17 protein-coding genes are annotated in these 15,762 nt (G+C 63.6%); 5 read left to right on the top strand and 12 right to left on the bottom strand.

The features are described 5' to 3' along the window. Positions 1-144: 144 nt before the first annotated feature. The 8 genes from P8X75_06675 to P8X75_06640 all read right to left on the bottom strand — a co-directional run bounded on the left by P8X75_06675 (position 145) and on the right by P8X75_06640 (position 8,257). On the bottom strand, positions 145-1,773 hold the full coding sequence (locus P8X75_06675) for a glycosyltransferase family 39 protein (GenBank protein MEJ1994885.1): 1,629 nt from the start codon (positions 1,771-1,773) through the stop codon (positions 145-147). After that, positions 1,770-2,573 (bottom strand): SDR family NAD(P)-dependent oxidoreductase, encoded by an 804-nt coding sequence (locus tag P8X75_06670; protein MEJ1994884.1) that lies wholly within the window; start codon positions 2,571-2,573, stop codon positions 1,770-1,772. The genes P8X75_06675 and P8X75_06670 overlap by 4 nt, the downstream gene beginning before the upstream one ends. Next, entirely contained in the window at positions 2,563-3,270 is a 708-nt protein-coding gene (locus P8X75_06665; protein MEJ1994883.1) for an iron-containing redox enzyme family protein, read from the bottom strand. Before P8X75_06665 ends, P8X75_06670 begins: the two co-directional genes overlap by 11 nt. Positions 3,271-3,306: 36 nt before the next feature. Then, positions 3,307-4,746 carry an AMP-binding protein gene (locus tag P8X75_06660; protein ID MEJ1994882.1) on the bottom strand — a complete coding sequence of 480 codons (1,440 nt, stop codon included), beginning with the start codon at positions 4,744-4,746 and terminating at the stop codon, positions 3,307-3,309. Beyond that, positions 4,739-5,389: a thermostable hemolysin gene (locus P8X75_06655; GenBank protein MEJ1994881.1), complete on the bottom strand. Its 651-nt coding sequence runs from the start codon at positions 5,387-5,389 to the stop codon at positions 4,739-4,741. Before P8X75_06655 ends, P8X75_06660 begins: the two co-directional genes overlap by 8 nt. Then, complete coding sequence (locus tag P8X75_06650; GenBank protein MEJ1994880.1) at positions 5,386-6,075, bottom strand: DUF6134 family protein; 690 nt, start codon at positions 6,073-6,075, stop codon at positions 5,386-5,388. The genes P8X75_06655 and P8X75_06650 overlap by 4 nt, the downstream gene beginning before the upstream one ends. Before the next feature lie 179 nt (positions 6,076-6,254). Then, a complete protein-coding gene (locus P8X75_06645) occupies positions 6,255-7,592 on the bottom strand; it encodes a sensor histidine kinase N-terminal domain-containing protein (protein ID MEJ1994879.1) in 1,338 nt (445 codons plus the stop codon). A 5-nt stretch (positions 7,593-7,597) separates the two neighbouring features. Next, positions 7,598-8,257 carry a response regulator transcription factor gene (locus P8X75_06640; GenBank protein MEJ1994878.1) on the bottom strand — a complete coding sequence of 220 codons (660 nt, stop codon included), beginning with the start codon at positions 8,255-8,257 and terminating at the stop codon, positions 7,598-7,600. A gap of 248 nt (positions 8,258-8,505) precedes the next feature. On the opposite strand from P8X75_06640, the gene P8X75_06635 reads away from it, so the two are divergent. From P8X75_06635 to P8X75_06620, 4 genes are all read left to right on the top strand, one after another. Further along, positions 8,506-8,763, top strand: a complete 258-nt coding sequence (locus P8X75_06635; GenBank protein MEJ1994877.1) for a PepSY domain-containing protein — start codon at positions 8,506-8,508, stop codon at positions 8,761-8,763. Positions 8,764-8,774: 11 nt separating this feature from the next. Next, positions 8,775-9,314 carry a cytochrome b/b6 domain-containing protein gene (locus P8X75_06630; GenBank protein MEJ1994876.1) on the top strand — a complete coding sequence of 180 codons (540 nt, stop codon included), beginning with the start codon at positions 8,775-8,777 and terminating at the stop codon, positions 9,312-9,314. A 423-nt stretch (positions 9,315-9,737) separates the two neighbouring features. After that, on the top strand, positions 9,738-9,935 hold the full coding sequence (locus P8X75_06625; GenBank protein MEJ1994875.1) for a hypothetical protein: 198 nt from the start codon (positions 9,738-9,740) through the stop codon (positions 9,933-9,935). A 273-nt stretch (positions 9,936-10,208) separates the two neighbouring features. Further along, positions 10,209-10,868, top strand: a complete 660-nt coding sequence (locus tag P8X75_06620; protein ID MEJ1994874.1) for a DUF4396 domain-containing protein — start codon at positions 10,209-10,211, stop codon at positions 10,866-10,868. A 67-nt stretch (positions 10,869-10,935) separates the two neighbouring features. On the opposite strand, the gene P8X75_06615 is transcribed toward P8X75_06620, so the two are convergent. The 3 genes from P8X75_06615 to P8X75_06605 all read right to left on the bottom strand — a co-directional run bounded on the left by P8X75_06615 (position 10,936) and on the right by P8X75_06605 (position 13,957). Then, complete coding sequence (locus P8X75_06615; GenBank protein ID MEJ1994873.1) at positions 10,936-12,198, bottom strand: DUF2254 domain-containing protein; 1,263 nt, start codon at positions 12,196-12,198, stop codon at positions 10,936-10,938. A gap of 127 nt (positions 12,199-12,325) precedes the next feature. Continuing rightward, the gene (locus P8X75_06610) at positions 12,326-12,994 is read right to left on the bottom strand and encodes a DUF6064 family protein (protein MEJ1994872.1); all 669 of its coding nucleotides are present in this window, start codon (positions 12,992-12,994) and stop codon (positions 12,326-12,328) included. A gap of 12 nt (positions 12,995-13,006) precedes the next feature. Continuing rightward, positions 13,007-13,957: an aldo/keto reductase gene (locus tag P8X75_06605; protein MEJ1994871.1), complete on the bottom strand. Its 951-nt coding sequence runs from the start codon at positions 13,955-13,957 to the stop codon at positions 13,007-13,009. A gap of 148 nt (positions 13,958-14,105) precedes the next feature. Here P8X75_06605 and P8X75_06600 point away from each other — a divergent pair, with 148 nt between their 5' ends. Continuing rightward, positions 14,106-15,122: a TauD/TfdA family dioxygenase gene (locus tag P8X75_06600; protein MEJ1994870.1), complete on the top strand. Its 1,017-nt coding sequence runs from the start codon at positions 14,106-14,108 to the stop codon at positions 15,120-15,122. Between the two features lie 97 nt (positions 15,123-15,219). Here P8X75_06600 and P8X75_06595 read toward each other — a convergent pair whose 3' ends face one another. Then, positions 15,220-15,573 (bottom strand): SHOCT domain-containing protein, encoded by a 354-nt coding sequence (locus tag P8X75_06595; GenBank protein MEJ1994869.1) that lies wholly within the window; start codon positions 15,571-15,573, stop codon positions 15,220-15,222. Positions 15,574-15,762 lie beyond the last annotated feature (189 nt).

Here is a 15,762-nt window from a genome sequence, read left to right as displayed (position 1 = left end):
AAGTCGGAAATCGGATCGGTCGGCGTCTCGCACTACGGCCGGATGCTTGAGAGCAGAACGCGCTCTGGACCGTCGAACCCGTTTCGGCGTCATGGGGTTCGGCGCCTTGGACACTCTGCGGTGCGAGCCATCAGCGAAGCTTGTCTATTGATTGCCGGCTCCGGCCGGCACCTGCCAGATCAGGTAGCTCTTACCCCGATAGGGCACCTCGATCTCGGGGCGCCAAGGAAGAGTGTCTACCTCGTATTTCGCTATCACGGCGCCCCCTGGGTGGGATTTGACCCAATCGCGCAGGTCATCTGGCGTGTTCAACTCCTCCAGATGCTGCGTCAATCGTCCCAGGAAAGTGAATTCACCGCTGTACTTGGCGCCATATTGGGCGATGCCGAGGCTCTCGTGCTCCGCCAGCGCCTCGCCGATCCTGGCGCCGCTGTAGTTGGCCTGCAGCAAAGGGGTTCCGATCAGGTAGAAGATCACAAGGGTGCCAACCGAGGAGAGGGCGGCGACCTGACCCGCGTGAGGCAGAATCAACAGCAGGTAGGCGAGCAAGAGCGATCCCAGCGATCCCGATAGCAGGAGCCAAAGCGGAAGCGGAGCGAACAGTTGCTCAAGCTGCGGGATCATCCCGAAATGGGCCGCCCAGGCGACTGGGACAGCCAGCAAGAGAGGCGCCAATGGGAGAATGCGCCAGCCCTTGGCGCCCTCCAGGCCGGCACAGGACCAGTCGAGCCGTGCGAAGACCAGCGCCAGCGCTGGCAACTCCGGCAGCAGATAGTGCAACTGCTTGCCGCTGAAGACGCTGTGGATGACAAAGGCGGCAGCGATCCAGATGGCGCAGATCCGGCCGCCCTGATCCCTCCAGAGGTTTCCGGGACCAATGGCCTTGAGAGCCCTGCCGCTCCAACCCCAGGGCCACAGGAAGAGCGGCACCAGCGCAATGAAGAACCAGAAGGGTTTGTGATGCGCGAAGGATGAGACGACGCGACCCGCCCCCTGGTTCCAAACGACCGCTTCCAGGTAGCTTTCACCCTGGGTCAGCACGGCTGGCAGAAACCAGAAAGCGACAAGTCCGCCAGCAGCGAGCATGGCGAGGAAGAACCCGCGGTACCATTTGATGAGGGCTTGCTTGGAGCGCCCCGGGTTCCACAAGAATGGCAGCAAGGCCAGGGGCACGACATGCACCACGATCGCCGGTCCCTTTGCGAGCACGCCGAGGGCGACCGCGACGGCGACAAGCGGCCAACCCAGCAGACCACCGTTCCGGCTCTGCTCGATCAAGCCGATGATCGCCAGCAGCGTGGCCGCCATGAGGAGGCTGTCGAACATGGTGAGTGAGCCGAAGACAAGGAACAGTCCGGTCGTGGCGAGGATCCAGGCGGCGCGCGCCGCAGCTTGTGGTTCGTCCGGCCACAGGCGGCGGGCGAGCAGCGCGGTCAAGAAGATGCTCAAAAGTCCGAAGAAGGGCGCGATCAGCCGGGCCCCGAATCCCGATACCCCGGTTATCGACCAGAGCAGATCGACGAGCCAGAAAAGCAGCGGCGGCTTCTGGCTGTAGACGGCGCCATTGAGGTGCGGGACGAGCAGGCTGTGGTCACGCCACATCTCCCAGGCCACAGAGAGGTAGCGGGTTTCATCCACCGGCAGCAGGGGCCGCAGATAGACCCCCAGCACGGCGAGCACGGTAAAGAGCGCCCCGGCGGCCAGGGTGGAAGGAAGCCAGATGGCTTCCCCTGATTTCCGTGAGTCGACGACCCTTTCGGAAATGCTGGTCAAACCGTCGTCCTCTCGGCTTTGGGTGCGCTCCGCACCGCCGCCCTCGCCTGACGGGTCAGGACTCCGTCCACGAGCCCGGGGACCAGTTTCTGGGCAATCGTGGCCAGGCGTTCCGCAACGCCGGGATAGGCTCTGTTCCTGCCCTGCTCGACGGCGTCCCAGAGCCAGGCGGCGACACGCTCAGGCGAGTCCATCTTCATCTGGAAAGGGTCCACGAGATGCGCGAAGCGGTCGGCCGCTTCCGTCCGGGTCGCTCTCGGCGCGCCGTAGGTGACCTGCACGCCGCTGTCCGAGAGTTCGCGCCGCAAGGCTTCTGAAAAGCCGCGCAGACCGAACTTCGTGGCCGAATAGGCGGCAAAGCAAGGAAAGGCGATGTCGCCAAACATGGACCCCACGTTCAGGACCGCTCCCTTCGCCTGGGATAGCTGCGGAAGCACTTCCTTCGTCAGCAGGATGGGCGCCGTGAGATTGACCGAGATCATCCGCGCCAGCGCCTCGTCGCTCTCGCTTTCGAACGGTCCCACGCAGAGCTGCCCGGCGTTGTTCACCAGGACGTCGAGTCCGCCGCCGGCCTCCGCCCGCTCCGCCAGGCCGTGGCGCTGGGCGCCATCACTGACGTCCGCAGGATGGATTTCAATCCTGCTGCCGGGACCGGCAAGGGTCGCGGTCTCCTCAAGCGGCTGCTTTTGCCGGCCCGTGAGGATCAGGCGCATGCCGCGCCCCGCCGCTTCAAGGGCGAGCGCCCGGCCGATCCCGCTGCCCGCTCCGGTGATAAGTGCCAGTTTCCCGTCAAGACGCATGGCGCAGCCCCTCCGCGTCTTTCCTGTCCAGCGACCGGAAAACATCGCCATAGAGGCGGTAGACGATCCGAGCCATGTCGACGATCTCGTCCTGGGCGCCCGGCCGGTCTATGCCGTTTATCAGCCTTTCGAAGAAGGCGACGTGGGCCTTGTCGAGCGCGCCGTGCGATCTCAGGTAGGAGAAGCCAGCCGGCCGCGTCCCGCTTTCTTCGCCGGCGCCGATCGCCGCGGCTATGGCGCGGGCCGCCGGCTCCGCGAGGCGGGCCGACATCCCTTCCAGGACGTGGACCATGCCGAGAAGGCTGTAGGGGCTGATGTGCTCGACCGCATAGTAGGCGTAGCCGACGAGGACCCGGACCGGAATGTCGCCGCCCGAACGCTTGGCGGCCTCTCTGTCGCCGCCCAGGGCTTCGATGTCGTCCAGGATCCAAACCTCATGGCCCTTTTCTTCATCCAGATACTCGATCAAGGCTGCCCGCAGCCGCTCGTCGCCAGGCCGGCAGCGGGCCAGGGCCGCCCCCATGAGAGGGCAGGTGTGTCGGACGTGGTGATAGGCCTGCTCCAGAAAGCGAAGGTAGAGTTCTCGGTCGCTCTCACCGCGCAGCGTCCGTCCGATGAGCGGTATTTCCAGAAAATCGGCGCGCGCCGCCGCCGTGTCGCGCAGCAGCCGGGAATAGGGTGTTTCGGTTTCTCTCATGATTTCCTCGTCTTCGGCGGGTCGCGGGAAGGCTCTTCAGGAAGCCGCGCGCACCCGCGGGGTTTCGGCAGGGTCGAACCGCAATGTCATCATGCTGGGGCCGTTCGGGTCGCAGCGGAGCTCCACTTCCCCGGGCCTTGCGTAGGCCGGAAGATCAACGAAGCAAGCCTCGATGCGCCTGTGGAGGCTGTGCGGAGGGGCTTCGTGCAGGCGGCCAAGGACCTGTGGCCGCACGACCAGCATCAAACGGGGGCGGTGCTGTCCGTGGCCGCTCGCGCGCGCGGTGGCGAACAGGGGGTCCGTGAGAGCCGCCGCCTCAAGCCATTCGGGTGACAGGTTCCGACCGTTCGACAAGACCATGACACGGTCCTTGCGGCCGCTGACCCAGAGGCGGCCTTCCGAGTCGATCCAGCCGGTGTCTCCAGTCGGATGACGGGGAACCGAAAGCGGCGGCTGGCCCAGGTAGCCCTGCATGACACCATCCCCAGCAACGACGATCTCGCCATCCTCCACGGTCACCCGAACGCCGGGAAGCGGCGGTCCCACCGACCCATCGTCTTCCGCCCCTTCCTCTTGAAGCGCGACAACCGAGCAGGCTTCGGAAAGACCGTAGCCATAGCGCAGGGGAAAGCCATGGGCGCGGGCCTTCTTGAGCAGCGAGGGCATGGCCGGGGCGCCGCCCAAGGCGGCCAGACGCAGACTGGCCGGCGCCTTGCCGCCTTGCGCGGCGAGAGTGGCGAGGAGGCCGGTGAGCAACTGGGGAACCAGCACCGTGCTTGTCGCCTGACGCAGATTCAAAGCAGCGAGAAGCGGCGAGCAGTCGCCCGCGAGGGCGGCGCCTATGGCCCGGGCGGACACAAAGGCATGTCCCCCGACCAGCATCGGAAGGAAAACGCCGGCAATCTGCTCCAGCAGCAGGGCATAGGGAAGGGCGCTGCAGTGTCTGTCCGCTTCCGAGGCGCCTGACGCGGCGGCCAACGCATTCATGGCATGGCTGAGTTGGCGGTCGCCATGAACCACGCCTTTCGGCGCGCCGGTGGTGCCGGATGTGTAGATGACGCGGTCTGCGCCGCCGGGATAGCGGGGCATGCGCAAGCCGCCGCCCGCTCTGCCAAGTGTCACCGGCAGACGCGGGATTTCCGGCGGCGCGCCCGGGGGCTCCCTTTCGCCGCAGAGGAGCAGCAGGTCGACCCCGGCGTCGGCGCAGAGATGCCGCGTCTGGGCCGGAGAGAAGAAGGGCGGCAGGGGAACCACCCTGCGGCCTGTGAGGGTTGTGGCCAGATCGGCAACGACCCATTCCAGGCCCGCCAGTCCGGCGATCCCCACGGTGCGGGCTCCAGGCGGGAGCAGCCGGGCGAGGGCGGTTACTTCGGAAGCGAGGGCTCCGTAGCCCAGGCGCTTGCTATCGTCCTCGAACGCGGTCTTTTCAGGATGCCTGCGGGCATGACGATCCAGGGCATTGAAGAGCTCATGCATCTTCTTGGCCCCGCAGTTCGTCGTTGCCCGCCACCAGGGCGGGAAGAGTTGGCCGGAAGGGAGGCCGCAACTGTGGGTCTTGCAGCAAGCAGACCCTTGGGTTCAAGTCGTAATAGGATCCCCAAAGCCAGGGTTCGCTGACCTTCTCAGGCTGCGCATCGGCGAGTTCGAGCAGCGGCGCGCCAATCCGCGCCATGCTGCGCCGAAGGGGGGCGGTGGCCGTGCAGAGGCCCCAGAGGATGCCTTCCGAGCGCCCCAACTGTATGGCGCAGTCGATCAGGCCGAAGGCGAAACCCGGCCGCCATGCGGCCAGCGTCGTCACCTCCATGACCTGCTCTCTGGCGACCGGGCGGCAGAGCCGCCTGGATATCTCCGTCTCGACGCTGTCGCTCAGATAGCATTCCGAGAAGAATCCGCTCTGACAGTCACGGATTCCCGCAGCACAAAGCGGCTGACCGCAGGGCGAGAGCACGGCCAGCATCCGGTGCGGGAAACTGCTGACGTTGGCGGCGTAGGAGGCGGCATAGACCGAACGCACCATCGCCTCGACCTCTTGCCGGAGCGGGTGGTCCGGGCCGACCTGCTCGACGCGCAGGAGCTTCGAGGAAACGGCAGCCGGCGCTGTGGAGGGGATGCCGCTCATTCAAGAACGTACTGGATTTCCGAGTCGTCCTTGGCCGCGAACCGCACCTGCACCAGGACACCCTCGGGGTCATACCAGACCTCGCGGTTCAGCTCGCCATCGATCTTGTAGTGGTGAGCCTCGACCGTCCTTCCATGACGCTGGATCTTGTCCATGCCCAGGTCGGACACGGTGACCGCCATCTCGCTCCCGTCCAGGGTATTCAGAAGGGAAGCGCGCTGAAGCAGCGCATCGTTCCAGAGGCTGGCGGGCACGATCGAGCCTTCGTAGGTGGCGTCGGTGACGTCGCTCTTGACGATCAGGTCGTTGGAGCGCCGCTCCACCGAGAGCGCGTGTTCCGTGCCGTCGTCGTCGGTTGTCGAGTCAAGCTCCTGGAGGGCTCCATCGGTCCAAAGCTCATGTCCCCGATGCTTGAAGTGATAGACCGTAATGCCGACCAGGGGCAGCTTCACGGCCACATCGGTTGCGATGTCGACCTCAAGATTGTCCGCCTGCCCATCGAAGCGGATCACATGACTTCCGACTTCGTCGCCGTCGCGCAGGATGGTGAAGTTCAACTCCTGGGAACTGGGCACTCCGGCCGCCAAGCCGGGGGCCATAGGCTGTAGAAGGAAGAGTCCCGCCGACGCGGCGAGCAGAGCGGCCGACAGCGGGAGAAACTGCGGTTTGATCGTCCTGGGTCTCATGGCGAGGGGTATCCTCTGTTGTCAGTTTGGAGCGGCGGGCGGCGCGCGAAGGGGGGGAAGGCAAATGCGCAACGCGACCGCCACGCCCTCCAATGATTGGAAGCTAACGCGCCAAACTGACAGCAAGCTGAACAAGGTCGAGAAAGTGCGGGAGGCTAACTCGGCGTCTATAGATGCCCTCAGGGAACCTCGAAGAACAGATCGGCTTGGAAGCCGTCGTCCCGGCCTTGGGCAGGCGAAGTTAGGGTGAGGCGCCCTTCTGATTGACCCATGATCGTTTCCACGATCGCCAGCCCCAGACCGGTGCCAGGGCCACTCTCGCGCCCTCTCTCGAAGGGCCGCCTCAGTGCTTCCAGCCGGTCTCGGGGGACCGCCGGTCCGGCATTGACGACCCTAATATGCCCAGGGTCCGGCAAGCTGATCTTGACCGGCAGCGAAGGATCGCCGTGGACCATGGCGTTTTCTATCAGGTTGCCGAGGGCGATGCCCAGGGCGTCGACGTCGGCCTTCAAGGGGAAGCTCGTCCGTCCGGATCGATCGAAGACGATCCGCCCGCCCGCATCGACCCGCCGCGCACGTTCATCCACGACCAACTCTATCACCGGCATGGCGTCCATCGCCTCCGCTGAGAACCCGATGCCCGCTTCCGCTCTCGAGAGCTGGAGCAGCTTTTCAACGAGGCGTGAAAGGCGCTTGAGGGCGTCGTGGAGCCGCAGGCCGCGTTTGCGTGCGTTCTCGTCCGTGATGAAGCTTAGAAGGCCTTCCGCCTGCACCAACGCGTCGGCGATCGGCGTACGCAGTTCATGCGCGCTGTTGGCGGCGAGGCTCCGCTCGGCCTGCAGCGTGTGCTCCAGCCGTTCGAGCAGCCGGTTCACGTCCTGCACCAGCGGGGCTAGTTCGCGCGGCAGGTCCTGATCGGGGACAGGGGTCAGGTTGAGCCCGTCGCGGACGCCGATCTCCCGCTGGACATTGGCCAGCGGTCGCGCGGCGCGGCGCGCCGCTCCCCAGACCAGCAGGCTTGCCAGCGGCAGAAGCGCCAGAAGCGGGGTCACGAGCCAGACAAGGCTCTCCAAGATCAGTTCATTGCGCTCTTCTGTGTCCTCGGCGACATGGATCGTCAGCGCTCCGTCAACGGTCGTCAGACTATAGAGCCGGTAACCCTCGATGTCGGAGAAGCCGGCGGCCTCCAGGCCGGACAGGGGTTCACGGGGCGCGTCGTGGGAGCGGATCAGGATTTCGCCGGAGGGGCTCAGGATCTGATAGAGGATGTACTCGTCATGCTCCGCGAAGCGTGCGGGCTCCCCACCGACTGCGCGCAGGTTCGCCGGGTCCTCCGCCAGTTGGAGCGACGCCAGTTGGAGCAGCCGCTGGCCGGTTTCCTGCAACGCGCTGTCGAATACCTCGTCGATCTCATGCCGGACCGTCAGCAGGGAGGCGGAGACCGCGATCAGCCACAGCGTGCCAAGACCAATGGCGAGAAAGCCGATCAATCGCCGGGTGATGCTCCAACGCGCCATGGTCTTCAGGCGCCGTCCAAGCGGTAGCCGATGCCGCGAAGCGTCGTGATACAGTCGGCTCCCAGCTTGCGCCTCAAGCGGCTTACGTAGACTTCGACGGCGTTGCTCTCGATTTCGGCGCCGAAGGCGTAGAGCGCCTCTTCGATCCGCGCCTTCGGAACCGCGGCGCCTCGGCTCTGCATCAGCAGTTCGAGCACGGCCCACTCCCGCGCGGTCAGGGTGATGGAGTCTTCACCGTGCAGGACCCGGCGGCTCGTTTGGTCGATCTTGAGGGGACCGATCTGCACAAAGGGGCTTGGATTCTCCGCGTAGCGCCGGGACACGGAGGCTATGCGCGCGGTCAGTTCGTCCAGGTCGAAGGGCTTGACCAGATAGTCGTCGGCGCCGGCGTTGAGCCCTTCGATGCGGTCGCGCACCTGATCGCGCGCGGTGAGAATGACCACCGGGGTCTTGTCCCCGCGCTCGCGCAGGGTGCGCAGGAAGGAGAGGCCCAGTCCGTCAGGCAGATGAAGGTCGAGCAGGATCACGCCATACTCGACCGCCCGCGAAGCCAATTCCGCCTCGTCCAGCCTCTTTACCCAGTCGACGGCGTTGCCCTGGCGGCTCAGGTGATCCTGCACACCCCAGCCGAGTCCCGGCTCGTCTTCCACCAATAGAATGCGCATCACCCCTCGTTCGCCGTCGCGAGCGTTTCAGCTCGAAACTTCGATTCTAGCCGCATTGCCTTACGCCAAGCTGACGAAGAATCGCGACTCGCTTCAGTCTCTCGTCAGGCTGGGCGCCTAGAAAGCCGAGTGTGCGCTCCAAACGGAGCTCTTGCCAATGTCTCGAACAACGTTCCACAGGAAAGGAAGGATGACCCATGAAGGCTCCGCACTCTCACAGAACCAAAGTTTACGCGTTGCTGGCCGCTGTGGCCGCCACAAGTGCCTTGATCGCCGGCGCGTCCCTATCCGGCGAAGTGCTGGCGAGCGAAAAGTGCTCCGTCCCTCAGTCCGAGTGGCAGCCCCAAGAGGCGCTCCGCCAGAAGCTGGTCGATGAAGGCTGGCAGGAAGTAAAGCGGATCAAGGTCGACGATGGCTGCTACGAGGTTTATGGGCGCACTGCCGACGGCCGCCGCGCCGAGATCTACTTCGATCCCAAGACCTTCACCGTGGTGCAGGAAGACTGACGGGGCGCTCCATGACCGAAACCGTAAAGGTGTGGGACCCTTTGGTAAGGGGTTTCCACTGGTCCCTGGCCGCCAGCTTCCTGGTGGCCTGGGTTACTGCTGAGGACATCGAAAGCCTGCATATTTGGGCGGGATACGCCGCAGCCGGGCTTGTCGTGTTCCGGCTGCTATGGGGATTGGTCGGGTCACGCTATGCGCGGTTCGGCCAGTTCGTCAGGCGGCCGGGAGCGGTCCTCAGCTATCTGGGTGACGTTCTGCGCGGCCGTGAGAAGCGCTTTCTGGGCCACAATCCGGCCGGCAGCGCCATGATCCTCCTGATGCTGGCGACGCTTCTGGCGGTATCCGTCACGGGTTGGCTATACACGACCGATGCTTTCTGGGGGGCGGGATGGCTCGAAGAAAGCCACGAAGCCCTGGCGAACCTGCTTTTGGTCTTTGTGTTGCTGCACCTGAGCGGCGTGCTCCTCGCCAGCATCAGGCATCGGGAGAATCTCGTGGCCGCCATGTTCTCAGGACGCAAGCGCGCCGCCGGCAGCGGAGACGTTTCCTGAACCCTGCAATCCTCGCTCCCTCATTCGCGAGTCCGCCAAAATTCTGGGAAGCAGGCTTTGCCGCCGGATTGGAGCCCTCTGGATGAACCATCCTTGAGAGGCAGAGCCAGCGGCGAAGTTGATCGACAAGACGGCAAGGAAGGCGATCGATGCTTTGCAGGATCGCCTTCGCCTTCCTTATCAAGGATGGCCCCGATCGGGATACGGTCGGGGTCGCCGTCCTGCCGGCTTGATTGGCGGCTGCGCCCCGGGGTGCTGCCAGAAGGGGTTTCAACAAGCCCTCTAAGCCTCCACATGAGTCCTTAAGAGAGACAGGTCTCCCGATGGAGTGGAGACGGAAAATCTTCCTCCCATCGTGAGACGGAAAAAGGAAACGTCTGGAGGAAGAAAGCATGCAGCGCCCCCGAGGAAGTCCGATTCGCCGTGAAGGCGGTGTCACCCGAGGGACCGAACCGCGTGGAGTTGATGCGCACCATGATGCCGCATCCCCTGGTCTATCAGGAACTCCCCTTCGACCCTGAGTTCGGCCTCTACGACAACCGCTTGGTTGCCCTTCTTGGAGTGCGGGGTGGCCTTTGTTTGGATGAACTCTGCCGAACAGGCGCCTGGCGCCAAGGTTGAAGTCGAATGCACCGACGGGCAGCTTCATTCAGGAATGCTGTGCGAGACGCCCATGTACGACAAGAAGCGGCTCATCCTCCCTGGAAAACAAGTCGATATTTCGGCGCCTGCCTAAGGCGTCACTTGTCGAGCGTTTATCCTAGGGATCAGGCGTAAGCGCTTTCTGGGTGCCTAGGAGGGTTGCCGTTCGGAGGCTGCGCCAGTGTCCATGGGCCAACGCATTGCCGTGCTCGCCGTCCACCGTTGAAGATGTCTTTGGGAAGGAACTACTCCATGCACGAGACGCTGACAGCTCCACTCTCGAATCCAGCGCTGCTGATCGCATGGGTGGCGTTGACGGCCGTTTGCCTTGCTGTGCTGCTTTACGACCTGAGGGTCAGAAACCCTGAGATCATGGGGCTGATGCGCCTTGTTTGGTTCTTGACGGTCTTCTATTCAGGCCCTTTGGGACTGGCGCTCTACTGGACCACCGGCCGCAAGCAGATCAGACGCGACAGCATCTGGCGCCGCGGCGCGCGCTCGACCGCGCATTGCTACTCGGGCTGCGGTCTGGGTGAGGTCGTCGGGATCATGATCACGGTCGGCATGCTGAGCCTGACGACTTGGTGGGTGGCCGGGGTCACTTTCGTCCTGGCTTATGCTTTCGGCTACGCCCTTACCGTGGGGCCGCTGATGCAAGACGGCGTGCCCTTGAAGACCGCTCTTTGGGATGCTTTTGCCAGCGAGACGGCAAGCATAACGATGATGGAAGTGGTTGCGATCGGCAGTGACATCTGGTTGTCCAAGGGGGCGACCATGGACCAGGTGCTTTTTTGGACCTCAATGGCGGTATCCCTGAGCTTGGGTCTGTTGGCCGCCTATCCAGTCAACGTCCTGCTGATACGCTTTGGGGTGAAGGAAGGCATGCACAGCCCGAAGGAAATGGCCGAATGAATGGCGTGCCTTGGCTGAACCGGGCCAACGACAGAGCGGCGCCCAGCGAAGGAAAGGCGGATCGCCGTCAATCCTTCAGCCCCAACTCCTTGCGGGTGTTCGCCAAGGCGTCCAAATCTTCAGCGAACAGACCCCCGTGCTCCGCACGCTTCATCGCCTCCCGGCTCATATCTTCCGCTATCTCGCCGAATGTCTTGGTGTCGAGGGACTTCACCTCGGCGAGGCTCTTTTGCAAGTGAATGCAAACCTCTCTATGCGCGGCTCCATCGCGGGCGATCGCGCGGAAACCATCGTGAATGAAGGCTGCGCTGTCGGCGGGGACAACATGCAGGCGCTCCGAGCGCCGAGCGGCCTTCTCGTCCCTTTGATCTGTCGACTGAACCAACTTACGGAAGACGCGCACAGTCGCATCCAGACTATGGATGGCGGTGCCAGGGTCGTTCACCGCCGGGGAAAGCGCCCGAGAGGCGATTTCGGAGAGGGTCAGTAGACCAAAGCGTGGATCCGCTTCGAAGGTGCGTTCGTCCCCAATCACGAAGCATGCGCGCGCCCGTTCGAGAACCTCCTCCTCCAGCGGTTTGCTCGAATGGAGTATCGGGCTCTCTTCCGCGTAGTAGTCGCCCGGCCTGCCCACCAGATATAGGTCGATAGCCTCCTTCTCGGCTAAGGCGGTGAGAGACTCGGCGTTGATGTATTGGACGTATCCCGGTCTTTTGAGGGGCACCGCATGGCTTTCTTCCGGCGCTTTACGGCAAGGGACCCCGCCATACAAGGGGTCGTTGGCGAGGTCGGCAAGGCTTGCCTTGGTTGCCTTTTCCACGAGTTTGACCACTTCGCCCACGCCGCCGATCTCCGACAGGCGCTTGATCCAGGAAATCAGCATCACGATCACGATGATGATCATGAGGATCGTGGCGATGAAGATACAGGCTGCGCTGGGGGCATCGTAGATGCCCGTGGACAAACCGATGATCCCAAGGATGCTGAAAATGAAGGCGCCGATGAAAGTGGAGATGGCTCTTTGCGCCGTGCGGTCCTGGGTCAGGAGCACCCTCGCACGCGGTGTTGCGGCACTTGCCGCTGCCTCCAAGGAAGACACCATTGTCCCCAGCGAGAAAATCGCCACGGCCAGCATGCTGGACGCCAGGATGCTCAGGATTGTCTCAAGCGCTTCGGCTGTGAGCAGCCGTTCGGCCCCCCTGGGCATCAACTCCCCGAAGACCGGGGCAAGCGCCAGGACAAGCACCGATGCCGCGGCATAAGCGCTTGGTAGGAACCATATTGAGCGATAAAGACGCAAAGCGAAGAGGCGCAGAGCACTCAGCCGCATGGAATTTCTAGACCTCGGTGGACCTGGATTTATGCACGGCTCCCACTCTAGCAGATTTGCGGCCGGCTTAGGTCCCTTCGAGAGGGAGCCTTGGGCCAAGGGCAAAAGTTTCACCTTTTTTTGCCACTCACGAACCCTGCCGCCCCAAGGCGGCCGACGCCATGGCGAGAAGGGCCGCGCCGGCCGGCAAGAGCGCCTCCGCCAATCCAAGGGTGTTCAGGGTAAGCCAGGATAGGCCGCACCAGATCAGCGCCAGCAGAAATGCCGACCGGCAGAGCCAACCGGTCCCGAAGAGCAACAGGCCCAAGCTTGCGATGGCTGTCGGGTCGGGCGCCAAGAAGGCGAATTCGAGCTGGGCGGGGGGCCTGCCCAAGAGCAGCAACAGCAGGGGGTGGAAGACGAAGCCATAGAGGAGCAGGGCCCCTCCGGCAGCCCGCCTGACCGGGGACACCCTGCCTGTAAACCGCCCTCGAAGGGCGGCTGCCATCAGCAGCAGGCCTGCGGCGAGAAAGAGCGGCAAGACATAGGGGGCCGTCCAGTTGATGCTTCGGTAGCTGACCAGAAAGAAGGCCGCGCCCACGGCGATCCAACCGGTTCCGAGAGCCAGCGCGAGCATCGTTGCTGGGGAGCGCTCTTTACCGCTTCTCCCAAGCAGGCTCCCCAAGATCGCGGTGAAGACCAAGGGGACAGCCGCGATCCACCAAAAGTCAGCGTTGTGCAGCAGAAAAAGCCGGCTATAGACATCCGGCGAAAAGAGCAAGAAATCTTCCGGTCTGTAGGTCCAGATCTGGTCCATGACGCCTATTGATCACAGCGCCCCAATGGTCTCGGCAATGCGTCTGCGCAAGGCTCCATCCGGCAAGGGGCCAGCGCTCGCCCGCAAGTTCTCTTCTGCATGTTCGGGCTTGGTCGTGGCCGGTATGGGGAGGGTCACGGCTTCATGCGAGAGGATGAACTTCAAGATGATCTGGGCCCAGCTCTCCGCGCCGATCGCTTCCGCCCAATCGGGTAAAGGCTCGCTTCTTAAACGGCGAGTGAGCGCTCCGCGCTGGAAGGGCCGGTTGACGATCACGGCCATGCCCTTTTCGCGGGCCAAGGGCAGCAGGCGTTGCTCAGCTTCTCTGTCGACCGGGTTGTAGGTGAACTGAACAAAGTCCAGTTCCTTCCGATCCATGATTCGCGCGAAGTCCGAATGACGCCTGCCGTGCGAGGTCGTGATGCCGAGATAGCGGAGGCGGCCCTCTTCCTTCATCGCCTCAAGGGTCTCAAGATGCGCTTCCCAGGCCACAAGGTTATGGACCTGCAGCAACTGAAACTGCGGCACGCCCCAGAGTTTGCGTGACCGTTCGATCTGCTCGGGCCCCTCATCGGGCGATGAGGTCCAGACCTTGTCGGCGGCGAAAAAGTCCGCCGGACGCCCCAGGGACTCCAGGCCGTGACCGATCACCGGTTGGGAGGAGCCATACATCGGTGAGGAGTCTATCATCCGCCCGCCGGCCTTGAAGAAAGCCTGCATCACCTCCGTCCGGGCGTCCCGCAGGACCGGGTCATCACCCACGTTGAAGGTAATCCAGGTGCCCATGCCTACCGCTGGGATCTGTGCGCCGCTGGAGGGAATCCTGCGCAGGGCTGGCGCTGTCGTCGCGGCACGCGCTGTCTTGGGCGAGGCGGGCAGGAAGGCGCAGCTTGCAAGCGATCCCGCGCCCGCAAGCAGGCGCCTTCTGTCCAAGGATCTAGGTCTGATCAGGTCGTCCGTCATAGCCGAAGAGATGGGATGGTTTTCGCCTGCGGGCAATGCATGTCCTTCCAGTCTTCATGGAGCGGGACCATAGCCCGCCGTGTCTGGGGGGGCACTTTCACGAGACTGCGGTCCTTCCTACATTGGACTCAAGGGAAGGAGGTCAGCCTTGAACAGCTACACGTCGAAGCTTCCGCCATTGGATCCGACGCGCGTTGCCATCATCGAGAAGTTCGGTGCCGAAATCTCTGCCATCGACCCTGTAGGGGCAGAGGTTCGGGGCGTTGATCTGACGTCTCAGACGGAGCCCCCCGCCGAGCTCCTCGAAGCATTGGAACAGGAGATGGCTTTCCGCGGTTTCCTGGTTTTCAAGAGCGACAAACAACTGGAGGCCGAGGACTTCCTGCGCGCGAGTTGTTGGTGGGGCGGCAAGGAATTGCACAGCACCCACGGCGTCCATCCCGCGACGCCAGGCGGCAACCGCCATATCTTCCGCCTGTCCAACGATCGCCGCCACGGCATCCCGGGGGTTGGACCGCAGTGGCACAATGACGGCAGCTTCAATTCGGACACCTTCTCCCACTCCGGTTACCACATCGTCCGGCCGGCAGAGAGAGGAGGGGGAACCTATTTTGCCCATCAGGGGGCGGCCTACAGGGCCTTGCCGGATGAGCGAAAGGAGTTCTGGAGCCGCCTGTCGTCGGTGAACTCCTCCACCGGCGTCGTCCATCCGGTCGTCCACCGGCATCCCCTATCCCAGGAGAAGTGCATCTGGCTGCACCTCGGAATGACGGGGGCCGTGATTGAGAAGATGCCGGATAAGGATGAGTTCCGGCTTCTGGACGCTACGGAACTGAAGCAGCTCTGCCACCAGTACAACGACATCCTCAACGCCGGCTTGGAGGACGGCTACGCCATCGGCTACGAGTACCAGGAGAACGATTGCGTCTTCATCGACAATCTGGCCGTTGCGCATCGCGCCTCGCCCGAGGCCCATTTGCCGCCGGAAGAGCAGGGCTTGCGTATCATGCACCGCAGCACGGTTCGCGGCGTGCAAGACCTGGCGCCCGACTTTGGCTTGCCGCTCCATCTGAACATCCATGGCCCCCGCCCATCCACGCAAGGGGTGTGGCAGAGCGGAGGAATCGGCTTCCGCTGGGACGACGGCGTGCGCATGCAGAACTAGAGTTCGGTGGCGGGCACAGAGCCGCAACCTCGGCGCTCCAGGGCTTCGCCGCGATGGTCGCCCGGAGGGCTGTCGGGGTTGATCTGCCTCGGTCGCGTCAGTCTTCTAGAACGCGTCGCCGCTCCTCGAACTCCTCCTTGTCGATCTCGCCCTTGGCAAACCGCTCCTTGAGGATATCAACCGGGGTTTTGCGGTGGCTATCGGCCGCGCCGTGCCCCTGTCCCCCGCTGGCATGCCCCCCGACAAGCCAGCGGACGAGAAGCACGACGATCAGGGCGGCGAGGAAGAAGAATCCGATCATGAAGAGGGGGCCGAGGAACCAAGCGTGCCACGGCCCGTCCCCCATATGCGGCCCGTAGAAGGGTGCTTGGGTCGGCTGGGCAAGTGCCTCAGAGGCCCTGAACCCCAGAAGCATCGTCCCGATGGTTGCGAGGCTTCTCGCTATAGACATGACGCCGCTCCTTCTGACTGTGACATTCGCCCGTTTGTCTCACGGGCGCCCGGCAGCGCGCATTGATCTGGGGCAAGAGGACGACATCAAAGTCCTCGGCTTTTGGTGGTCATGCCCTGATAGAAGCGGACGCTTCCAATCATTCCAGCTACCGGGACCGCGCCTCTTGAGGATATCATCATGCCCCCT

Source organism: Limibacillus sp. (genome assembly GCA_037379885.1).
Lineage (GTDB): Bacteria > Pseudomonadota > Alphaproteobacteria > Kiloniellales > CECT-8803 > JARRJC01.
Note: the sequence above shows the minus strand (reverse complement) of the source record. Positions and strands in the feature narration are given on the sequence as shown.

Bases quoted from the DNA above. Each gene is read 5' to 3' on its own strand.
- P8X75_06630 (MEJ1994876.1), top strand. From the start codon at position 8,775: ATGACCGAAACCGTAAAGGTGTGGGACCCTTTGGTAAGGGGTTTCCAC.
- P8X75_06595 (MEJ1994869.1), bottom strand. From the start codon at position 15,573: ATGTCTATAGCGAGAAGCCTCGCAACCATCGGGACGATGCTTCTGGGG.
- P8X75_06605 (MEJ1994871.1), bottom strand. From the start codon at position 13,957: ATGACGGACGACCTGATCAGACCTAGATCCTTGGACAGAAGGCGCCTG.
- P8X75_06650 (MEJ1994880.1), bottom strand. From the start codon at position 6,075: ATGAGACCCAGGACGATCAAACCGCAGTTTCTCCCGCTGTCGGCCGCT.
- P8X75_06610 (MEJ1994872.1), bottom strand. From the start codon at position 12,994: ATGGACCAGATCTGGACCTACAGACCGGAAGATTTCTTGCTCTTTTCG.
- P8X75_06655 (MEJ1994881.1), bottom strand. From the start codon at position 5,389: ATGAGCGGCATCCCCTCCACAGCGCCGGCTGCCGTTTCCTCGAAGCTC.
- P8X75_06640 (MEJ1994878.1), bottom strand. From the start codon at position 8,257: ATGCGCATTCTATTGGTGGAAGACGAGCCGGGACTCGGCTGGGGTGTG.
- P8X75_06665 (MEJ1994883.1), bottom strand. From the start codon at position 3,270: ATGAGAGAAACCGAAACACCCTATTCCCGGCTGCTGCGCGACACGGCG.
- P8X75_06615 (MEJ1994873.1), bottom strand. From the start codon at position 12,198: ATGCGGCTGAGTGCTCTGCGCCTCTTCGCTTTGCGTCTTTATCGCTCA.
- P8X75_06620 (MEJ1994874.1), top strand. From the start codon at position 10,209: ATGCACGAGACGCTGACAGCTCCACTCTCGAATCCAGCGCTGCTGATC.
- P8X75_06660 (MEJ1994882.1), bottom strand. From the start codon at position 4,746: ATGCATGAGCTCTTCAATGCCCTGGATCGTCATGCCCGCAGGCATCCT.
- P8X75_06645 (MEJ1994879.1), bottom strand. From the start codon at position 7,592: ATGGCGCGTTGGAGCATCACCCGGCGATTGATCGGCTTTCTCGCCATT.
- P8X75_06670 (MEJ1994884.1), bottom strand. From the start codon at position 2,573: ATGCGTCTTGACGGGAAACTGGCACTTATCACCGGAGCGGGCAGCGGG.